Annotated in this window: 5 protein-coding genes and 4 tRNA genes; 8 read left to right on the top strand and 1 reads right to left on the bottom strand. The window is 56.0% G+C overall.

Going from position 1 to position 5,708, the window contains the following annotated elements; translation table 11 throughout:
* Positions 1-276: 276 nt before the first annotated feature.
* Positions 277-513: an acetyltransferase gene (locus tag B3Q33_RS08765; RefSeq protein WP_272962068.1), complete on the bottom strand. Its 237-nt coding sequence runs from the start codon at positions 511-513 to the stop codon at positions 277-279.
* Positions 514-898: 385 nt separating this feature from the next.
* Between B3Q33_RS08765 and B3Q33_RS08760 the strand changes: the two genes are divergently transcribed.
* From B3Q33_RS08760 to B3Q33_RS08725, 8 genes are all read left to right on the top strand, one after another.
* Complete coding sequence (locus tag B3Q33_RS08760; protein WP_232222158.1) at positions 899-2,587, top strand: AMP-binding protein; 1,689 nt, start codon at positions 899-901, stop codon at positions 2,585-2,587.
* Positions 2,584-3,555 (top strand): bifunctional biotin--[acetyl-CoA-carboxylase] ligase/biotin operon repressor BirA, encoded by a 972-nt coding sequence (gene birA / locus B3Q33_RS08755; RefSeq protein WP_035250695.1) that lies wholly within the window; start codon positions 2,584-2,586, stop codon positions 3,553-3,555. The genes B3Q33_RS08760 and birA overlap by 4 nt, the downstream gene beginning before the upstream one ends.
* Positions 3,552-4,286, top strand: coding sequence for a type III pantothenate kinase (locus tag B3Q33_RS08750; RefSeq protein ID WP_035250698.1), 735 nt, complete (start codon positions 3,552-3,554; stop codon positions 4,284-4,286). Before birA ends, B3Q33_RS08750 begins: the two co-directional genes overlap by 4 nt.
* Before the next feature lie 16 nt (positions 4,287-4,302).
* Positions 4,303-4,953, top strand: a complete 651-nt coding sequence (locus B3Q33_RS08745) for an SPOR domain-containing protein (RefSeq protein ID WP_272962067.1) — start codon at positions 4,303-4,305, stop codon at positions 4,951-4,953.
* A gap of 83 nt (positions 4,954-5,036) precedes the next feature.
* Positions 5,037-5,112 (top strand) — tRNA-Thr (locus B3Q33_RS08740).
* 76 nt (positions 5,113-5,188) lie between these two features.
* Positions 5,189-5,272 (top strand) — tRNA-Tyr (locus B3Q33_RS08735).
* Positions 5,273-5,338: 66 nt separating this feature from the next.
* A tRNA-Gly gene (locus B3Q33_RS08730) sits at positions 5,339-5,412 on the top strand.
* Between the two features lie 43 nt (positions 5,413-5,455).
* Positions 5,456-5,531, top strand: a tRNA-Thr gene (locus tag B3Q33_RS08725).
* Positions 5,532-5,708: the final 177 nt, after the last annotated feature.

Genomic DNA, 5,708 nt, shown 5'->3' with positions numbered 1-5,708 from the left:
TCGGGGGTTTTTTGTTTTATTTAGGATCACGGTGAGCTCCTCTCCCTACCTCGCGGCGAAACCGCCATGTGACATCCGATGCACCGCAGGTGCCAGGGTTAGGCGCCGCAGGCGTCCCGAAGGGATAGCAAGCTTGCTTGCTACCTAAGTAGGTCATCCTTCTAGCTACGAGCTACGAGCTCCTCTCGCCACGCAGCCATAACATCGGCAGATCAGACCGCCGCGCCAAACCCCCGCCCCGAATCCAGCCCGCTCAGCCTGGATAGAAGGCCGCGTCTAGACCCCCATCCCGGTACTTGGAATCTCGTCATCCCGATAATGTGAATCCACCCAGCATCCTGGCAATGTCTCGCCAGAGGGGAACACCAGGTCTCCCTTGTTGAATGGCTCTGCTTCCTGTGCTTCTTCGCCGTGGTGGTAACGCCCTGTGACTTGGCTACGTAAAGGGTTGACCAGTTCCGTGAGGTTGACAACCTGCACCAGATGACCACTTTTCCGCTCTTTAAGAAACATGCTCTCTGCTCCCTGTGTATTCGGTAACTTTCAGGGTGCGATCAGGGGGGCAGCTCTGGCAAGAGAAAGGCCGTAAACATTATTAAACCAAGAGGGGCTTTATCCACGCTGGCGGCCATTCTATGCTGGACGCCACCAGCGATAAGCGTGGTGATAACCGTGCCATCTGCTGCTGTAAAGGCTCCATCGCTAGCGATGAAAGTGGTATGGTTGGGGTTTATTGAATCAAGCTGGGCGCTGCGTAACAGGGCGCCAGCACGGCGGTGGCTGGATCGGCATCCGGCACCGGGGCAATGATTATTGCGATTTTGCAGGGCAGGCCTGCACCAGACCCGCGAAAACGGGCTGTATCGATACGTTTGGACTTGGGAAAAGGTTAAGAATTATGACAATGGATAATAAGGCAGCAGTAATGAGCCCGCTCAAGGCGCTGGAGCAGCGTTGCGAGAAACAGGGCCAATCAGTGGCCATGGTTCAGCCCATGGGTGGTGGTGAGCTGCAGGACTATACCTGGGCCCGGATCAATGATGAAGCTCGCAAAATGGCGGCTTACCTGCAGTCGCAAGGGGTGCAGAAGGGCGACCACGTGGCGCTGGTTTCCAAAAACTGTGCGGAATGGATTATTGCCGACCTTTCAATCTGGATGGCAGGCGCAGTCAGCGTGCCGTTGTACCCGACACTGGTTGCAGAAACGGTCCGCCAGATCATGGAGCACAGCGAGTCCAAATTCCTTTTCGTCGGCAAGCTGGATGACTGGGACATCATGAAAGAAGGTGTGCCGGAGGGTGTCAAGCGAGTGGCCTTTACCCTCGCTCCCCGCGATGCGCTGAACGATTTCCCCAACTGGGGCGATATCATCCGCGATACGGCACCGATTGAACAAGTGGCCGAACCTGCCATGGAGGATATTGCGACTATTATTTACACCTCGGGCACCACGGGCATGCCCAAGGGCGTTATGCATGACTTCCAGTCTTTCTCCATCGTCGGAGAGAAGATGATCAAGGTGTATAACCTGACGCCGGAAGAGCGCATGATTTCCTATCTGCCGCTTTCCCACGTGGCTGAGCGTGTGGCGGTGGAAATTGCCCAGCTATATGTGGGTGGTAAGATATTCTTTGCCGAGTCTCTGGAGACCTTCGGCGAAGACATCAAGCGCGCCCAGCCGACAGTATTCTTCGCGGTGCCGCGTATCTGGTCCAAGTTCTACCAAAAGGCTTCTGAGGCGGTGCCGCCCAAGAAGCTGAACAAACTGTTGAAGATTCCCTTCCTGAACAAAGTGATCAAGAAGAAAGTGCTGGGGGCGATGGGCCTGGATCAGTGCCGTATCGCGCTGTCCGGCGCTGCCGCGCTGTCTCCAGACATTATCACCTGGTTCAAGAAGCTGGATCTGGAAATCCTCGAAGTGTATGGCATGACCGAGAACCTGGCCTGGTCGCATACCACCGAAGAGGGTGATCAGAAAATCGGTTGGGTAGGCACCCCCAATGACGGCGTGGAATGCCGCATCGGTGATGGCGGTGAGATACTGGTGCGTAGCCTGGGTAACATGAAGGGCTACTACAAGCAGCCCGACAAGACTGCTGAAGACCTGACAGAAGACGGCTGGTTGCATACCGGTGATGTGGGCGAGATCGACGAGAAGGGCAGGTTACGCATCACCGGTCGCGTGAAAGAGATCTTCAAGACGGAAAAAGGTAAGTATGTGGCGCCGGCACCGATTGAAAACCGCCTTTCTACACAGCCAGGTCTGGAGTTGTCCTGTGTTATCGGGCAGGGCATGGGCCAGCCGATTGCCCTGCTGAACATTACCCCGGAAGAGCAGGAAAAGCTCTCCAAAGGCAGTGAAAAAGAACATTTCACCAAGGAACTTGAGGCGCTGCTGACCCGTGTGAATCATGAGCTTGATCCCCATGAGCGCATGACGACTCTGGTGGTTTGCAAGGACGCCTGGACCGTCGAAAACAACCTGATTACTCCTACCTTGAAGCTGAAGCGTAACGAAATTGAAAAACGTTATGCGGATGACATCCCCAAGTGGGCGAAAACCAAAGGGGTGGTTTGGGAAGCTTGAGCACTCTCAAAGAGGCGGATCAGCAATTGATCCGCCTTCTTTCTGATGGGCAGTTCCGTTCCGGCTCAGAATTGGGTCAGGCTCTGGGGATTTCCCGGGCTGCCATCTGGAAGCGCGTCCAGCGTCTTGAGGAATTCGGCATGGCGCTGGAATCCGTCAAGGGAAAGGGTTATCGGCTGGCCCAGTCTGTCGACCTGATTGACCAGATTTCCCTGCAAGCAGAATTGGGTGAACGTGCGCAGCTGCACTACCAGTGGGTGACTGAATCCACCAATGCTGATGCTCTGGCGTTGGCTGGACCGGTGCGCCGACCACAGGTATTTGTCACCGAGTGCCAGACGGCTGGCCGTGGCCGGCGGGGCAGGCAGTGGCAGTCTCCCTTTGCAGCCAACCTGTATTTTTCCATCCGTTTCCCTGTTAGTGGCGGGTTTGCCGCTCTCGGCGGGCTGAGCCTGGCAGTTGGTGTGGCTGTGGCTCAGGCGTTGCAGGAGCTGGATCCGCAGTTGCCGGTAACCTTGAAATGGCCCAATGATCTGCTGATCAATGGCGCCAAGGTGGGCGGTGTACTGATTGAGCTTGCCGGCGAGATGGATGGTCAGGTGGATGTGGTCATTGGTGTCGGGGTGAATGGCCGCATGACGGGCCATCAGGCCCGCGGTATTGATCAGGTGTGGACAGATCTGGCCAGCGAGCTTGTAGAGATGCCATCGCGGACGGTGTTGGCTGCTTGTGTGTTATCTCATCTGCTGGATATGCTGCCGCGTTTTTCGCAGCAAGGTTTTGCCGCTTTTCTGGATGCCTTTGATCGCTATGATGGGGTGCGAGGAAAGTCGGTGCAGGTCCAGTCCGGTGATCAGATGATTCTGGGTGAGGCTGCGGGTGTTCTGGCAGATGGAGCGTTGCGCGTGGAAACCGCGCAAGGTGTGCGTGAAGTGTATGGCGGTGAAGTGAGTTTGAGAGTTCGATGAAACTGTTTGTGGATGTGGGTAATACCGCCCTGAAATGGCGGTTTCGCCAGGGCGAGAAGGTTGAGCAGGGAGGTTGTCGTCATGGCAGAGACTGGCCTGTGGTTATCGACACCCTGCTGAAAGATGGCGGACACATCGAGTCAATCTGGATAGCGTCGGTGGCGGGGCCATCGGCAGATGCCGAGATCGCTAATCTGTTGGCTGAGCGCACCGGGGTGTCTCCGTGCTTTTATTATTCATGCGCGGAAGATTTCGGGGTGCGTAGCTGTTATCCGGAGCCTCGCAAGTTGGGGGTGGACCGCTGGGTGGCGATGATAGAGGGCTACCAATGTTACGGGGCCAGTATCATTATCGATTGCGGTAGTGCGCTGACCATTGACGCGGTAGACGGCAAGGGGCGGTTTCTGGGGGGGTATATTGTCCCGGGGCTGGGCATGCTGCGTACGGCCCTGTTGCGTGATACCTCTGATGTGCATATTGAGCCTGCCGCGGCCCGGCCGGCCCTGGGCCGGTCGACCGGGGAGTGTGTGCATAATGGTTTGTTGCGCATGTCTGTGGCCTTCGTCACGGAGGTGGTGGTTGAACTGCGCCAAGTGCTTGAAGATACTTGTAAAGTGCTGGTGACTGGCGGTGATGCCCCGAAATTGACAGGTGCTTTCCAGTTCGAGTTTCTGCATATGCCCGACCTGGTCCTTGATGGCCTTGAGCGCGTGGCAGCCCGACAACAATAATGGTGGGGGAACACCGGTGCGGTGGATATTTTACAGCTTGCTGGTCGTGAATCTGGTCTATCTGGGGGTGCAGCTCACAAAGAGTCTGGCGCCGGGGGAGGCGGCGGTATCACTGCGTGCGCCGGCTCAGTCTGCAGGAGGAGATCCTCTGGTGTTGCTTTCGGAGCGATCCCAGCCGACCAGAGAGGGGGCGCGTAGGCCGGAAAGCGGGTCCTTGTGTGCAGTGGTAGGGCCTTGGGAGTCCCGTGATGCGGCCCATGCCGGCGCAGTGCAGCTCAAGGCTGCCGGCTTGCCTGGTCGGGTGCGAGCGCTGACCATCCAGAAGGATCGCCTTAACTGGGTGTATCTGCCGCCCTATGCGGACAGGGATCGTGCGCTGAGGGTGTTGCACGAGCTGCAAGACCATGGTGTCGACAGCTTCGTCGTCAAGGATGGTGAAGATGCAAACGCCATTTCTCTGGGTTATTTCTCCAGTGCTGAATCGGCAGAAGGCTTGCGCGTAAAGATGCGCAATGCGGGTTATCCGGCCTTTGTGCGTGAAACATCGCGAGCGGTGACCGAATACTGGGTTTATCTGGCCGATCAGAAGCCAGAAGAAAAACCGGAGCTCAATATCTTTCTTCAGGCAAATCAGTCTCTTAAGCTGGATTGGGTGGCCTGCTCCTGAATTGCTGGGTAATTATTAGGCGTTTGATCTCCAAGTGGATTGCGCCGCCATGGTCCTTTCTATAGAATTCGCAACCCTTGTGAGCTGGCGTAGCTCAGTTGGTAGAGCAGCTGATTTGTAATCAGCCGGTCGGGGGTTCGACTCCTCTCGCCAGCTCCAGCTTTTAAACGTGTCTAACTACTTGAAAACAGGTTGACAAGTGGTTGGGCCGTAAAGAAAATGTAGGCCCTTTTCTGGAGGGGTTCCCGAGTGGCCAAAGGGATCAGACTGTAAATCTGACGCGAAAGCTTCGGAGGTTCGAATCCTCCCCCCTCCACCAGATTAAAAGCAAGTCGTTCATTGAATGGCTTGAGTGGCCGGAAGGCTGGCAGGCATCGGAAAGTGTGCGGGTATAGTTCAACGGTAGAACCTCAGCCTTCCAAGCTGATGATGCGGGTTCGATTCCCGCTACCCGCTCCAGCTCCGGCAGGGTTTGGTCATCGCAAGATGGCGTGAAGGTTATGCTCTTGTAGCTCAGTAGGTAGAGCACACCCTTGGTAAGGGTGAGGTCACCGGTTCAAATCCGGTCAAGAGCTCCAATTTCCGGGCCCAGGTATATCCTGGGTCCGGCTTCATGTGTCTTGATGGTGCCAAGGTGGTCTGTGTTTATCAATACAGTCCTTAAATGTGTCTTTATCGGGTGTATGCGCGCCATATGGCGAGGAAGCACAGCCAGGTTAAGAGGTGAAGAGTCGTGGCAAAGGAAAAGTTCGAAC

Source organism: Alcanivorax sp. UBA3183 (assembly GCF_002364155.1).
Taxonomy (GTDB): Bacteria; Pseudomonadota; Gammaproteobacteria; order Pseudomonadales; family Alcanivoracaceae; genus Alcanivorax; species Alcanivorax jadensis.
This window is presented reverse-complemented; position numbering and strand designations above follow the sequence as displayed.

Excerpts from the sequence above, each read along its gene's own strand:
- B3Q33_RS08760 (WP_232222158.1), top strand. The coding sequence starts at position 899 with ATGACAATGGATAATAAGGCAGCAGTAATGAGCCCGCTCAAGGCGCTG.
- B3Q33_RS08750 (WP_035250698.1), top strand. The coding sequence starts at position 3,552 with ATGAAACTGTTTGTGGATGTGGGTAATACCGCCCTGAAATGGCGGTTT.
- B3Q33_RS08765 (WP_272962068.1), bottom strand. The coding sequence starts at position 513 with ATGTTTCTTAAAGAGCGGAAAAGTGGTCATCTGGTGCAGGTTGTCAAC.